The sequence below is a fragment of the Phyllobacterium sp. genome (assembly GCF_037994405.1).
Lineage (GTDB): Bacteria > Pseudomonadota > Alphaproteobacteria > Rhizobiales > Rhizobiaceae > Phyllobacterium.
On record NZ_JBBNAN010000346.1, the window covers coordinates 1 to 3,433 of the forward strand.

The 3,433-nt window shown below is 56.4% G+C and carries 2 protein-coding genes and 1 pseudogene; 2 read left to right on the top strand and 1 reads right to left on the bottom strand.

The features are described from left to right. Positions 1-313: pseudogene (locus tag AAAC48_RS19285) on the bottom strand (hypothetical protein); the annotation flags it as partial. 463 nt (positions 314-776) lie between these two features. On the opposite strand from AAAC48_RS19285, the gene AAAC48_RS19290 reads away from it, so the two are divergent. Continuing rightward, a complete protein-coding gene (locus AAAC48_RS19290) occupies positions 777-1,373 on the top strand; it encodes a hypothetical protein (protein ID WP_340655738.1) in 597 nt (198 codons plus the stop codon). Positions 1,374-1,795: 422 nt separating this feature from the next. Beyond that, the gene (locus AAAC48_RS19295) at positions 1,796-2,842 is read left to right on the top strand and encodes a Glu/Leu/Phe/Val dehydrogenase dimerization domain-containing protein (protein ID WP_340655739.1); all 1,047 of its coding nucleotides are present in this window, start codon (positions 1,796-1,798) and stop codon (positions 2,840-2,842) included. Positions 2,843-3,433: the final 591 nt, after the last annotated feature.

The window sequence follows — 3,433 nt, forward strand, 5'->3', positions numbered from 1 at the left end:
CGGTTTGAACCATACCGTCAGGCCCGATGACGAGATCATTGAGCTTGCCTATGGATTCCGCTTTGTCACTATCTCCATTGTACACGGCTTTGCCGAGAAATCCGGCAGCAAGAATCTGGCCTTCCGCAGCTTTCGTCATGGCGGTAGCCTCTGGCGCTGCCGGCGCAGCGCCCGGCGCAGGTTTGAACAATTCCTTGTTGGTTATCGTTAACGGTGCGGGAGTTTCGGCCGGTGCCGGAGCCGTGGTCTGGCTCAATGCTGTACCGGACATCAGAACCACACATGCCGTGGCAGCGATAAGGTTTCTGATCATTTTACACACTCCTTTTGTTCAATGAGAAGTTTCGGCAATCCGAAAATTCTCCTTTAATAACTGAACAAAGAAGACCCGCCTGAGGTTCCATATGCTGGCTTTTCCCGAGCTAGGGATGCAAAAAGAGAAGACGCGAAGCTAACGCGAGGGCGCCACGCCGTTTGGGAAGATCCAAACGAAGCGGATGGCCGGGAGCGGTCAAGGCAGCGGTGAAATAATATGTAGAGGCGGCGCGATCAGTTGGCTGGACTGGCCCTATAGCAAACTAATCAGCGCGCGGAATTCAAACGCGGCGCCGGCGTATCTGTTCGACAGGATAAAGATCAGGAAGCTTGTCGCAGCTGCGAAGAACCCTATGCAAAATCTAACACGAGTACGCTGTACGCTGCTGTTGTGGGATTCCTTCCAACGCGATGCGCGTATCATCACCGAGTTGATTCGTTCATCGGATTTGGGGGCAAGCATGAATTGGCGTCACTCGGTTGTCGTTTCAGTGGCTTGTGGGACGCTGATTCTAGGATTGCCGATCAATAAGTCCAATGCCGCTGAAAAAGCCCCTTTTGTATATTTTGCCACGTCGGATCCCTTTCTGAAGCCCGGCGAAGTACCCAGGCGCAACGGTGGTCCGTTCGCCAAGGACCCATTCGGTGGGGCGCTCCGGATTTTTGGCGCTCATTACACACAAAACTATCTTCTGGGCGTCACATACGGCTGGAATTTCTATGACCTCGGTGCAGGCTTTCTTCTGGGAGGCGTCGCCGGGGCGGCAATTCGCTGCGGGACAGACGACGATACATCCGGCGAAGCATGGGCCGGCATGCGTGTGAAGCATCAGGGTCTCGTCATCGGCAACGTGGCGATTTCACCCGCGTTTGCGGCAGGCTTTAGAGCTGTGACCGGCGAAACGGAAATCGAGAAGCGGAGGGAGCAGATACGCGACGGCGACGCCTCTTTTCTTGGATTTCTCGGGCCAGAACTGTCAGTACGCTGGAGCGACGCCCCGAATCTTGAACTTGCATCACCGTTCGGGTGCAAGCGGAACATTTGGCAATATGGGTGAAGGTTCCAACGCCAACGTTTTCGGGATTCGCTACCGCTTCTGAATTTGACAGACGCGTACCGTCTGCGAAGTGACAAAGATTGGTACAGCTGCGCGTCGATCGCGGGCACCACGCGTGCGCTTTCCACCGGTCAAGGTATCAAGCAGATCGGCATTCCTACACCATGATGTCACACCGTCCTCTCCTCGAAATTTGAGCCTCTGACGGACGCGGTCTTAACCTTGAACGCGTGTAAGGTTGATGGGACCGTCGGAGTAATCCATATGACTATCCATGAGGGCAGGCGCCGGTTTCATGCTAGCACCCTTGGAAAGGATGTCCGCGAGGAATGCATATGATCGTGATCGCACGTTCCGACAGCTCACTCTCGCTTTCAGCCCAGACGTAGTCATCGCGGAATCTGAAAAGAAAGGACTATGCAATGCTGAACCTGTTGGAGTTCCCAGGACACGAGATGGTGGTGTTCGCGGGTGACGAGGAAAGCGGGTTGCGGGCGATCATCGCCCTGCACTCTACAGCGCGGGGACCCGCTGCCGGTGGTGTGCGCCTCAGGCCTTATCGGCGTGTCGAAGACGCATTACATGACGTCCTCGAACTCTCGCGGGCAATGACCTTAAAGAATGCGATAGCAGACTTGCCCCTCGGCGGAGGTAAGGCGGTAATCATCGCTGACCCAAACCGCGACAAGACGGAGGCCTTGTTTGAGGCGTTTGGGCGAGCCGTTGATCGATTAGGAGGCCACTATTGGGCGGCGGAAGATATGGGCGTCGGACCTGATGACATGGCGGTCGTGGCACGCACCACTCGCTACGTCGCCGGTTTGCCCACCGGACCTTTCGCGGGCGGAGACCCGTCGCCCGTGACCGCGGCTGGTGTATTCGAAGGGATCAAAATCGCGCTGCGACATACGACGGGCTCGGAGGCTTTGGCAGGTCGCACGGTAGCCGTCCAAGGTCTCGGCCACGTCGGGTCCAACCTCTGCGCTCTGTTGCGGGAAGCGGGCGCCGATCTGATCATAACCGACCTAAACGCAGCGCTTCTGGCGGAGACGCAGCGTGAGTACGGCGTGCTAGCAGTTTCGCCGGAGGAAATCTACACGGTCCAGGCCGACGTCTTTGCTCCCTGTGCCGGCGGCGGGATCCTGAACGAAGCGACTATTTCCAGACTGAACGTGCGCGTCGTCGCAGGCGCGGCCAATAACCAGCTGGAGACGTCCGCGTGCGCCAACCACCTGGCAAACCGAGGCATCCTCTACGCTCCGGACTTTGTGATCAACGCTGGAGGTATTATCAACGTCGCCGCCGAGATCCTTCGGGTGCGCAATCCGGACGACTATGTCACTCAGAAACTTAACGGGCTAACCGCAACTCTGGACGAAGTGCTCGGCCAGGCACTACGTGAGGGACGTTCGCCTCTGGCGATTGCAGAGGAGATCGCCACTAGGCGAATCGGACAATTGCCCAACTAACTTGGATGGCCTTCCCGCATTCTCAACCAAACCCGCGCAAACTCCGGACGCGTTTGCAAGATCACGGGTTTTTGGGACGTCTGTCCGAAGTGACGGTGGCAACACCAACTAATCACGTGAATGAATCAGGCAGGGGATCAAGTCCGGACTTGCCGCTGACGCCGTGCGCAAAATCGCTCGCATCAGCCCTAATTCGGATGCCCACTGGTCGCACCTACCGATCGGCGGCGAAGGCGCGTCCGGTTTGGTCGACATGAATCGATGCTTTTACGGCGCTACCAAACAGGTCATCGATTATCCAATCGCCAGGCGATTGGTCGCGGGAAAGCATCTCCGACGGCAAGAAGTGACAATCTGATAGTGCCCATTCAATCGATCCAACGGTTTCGATAAACGAACACTGCATGAGCTGCACGGGCCTGCGACCGATGTTGGCGAGCGCCAAGTCACGCGGTTAGGATTCGGAACAATTGAACCCCTTACCTCGTTGTTTGAACTGACAGACAATAAGTTGGTCCTTTATAGTGGAGGCCTATCATGGATTTCACCACGCTTCTGATTATCCTCCTTATTATTTTATTGCTTGGAGGG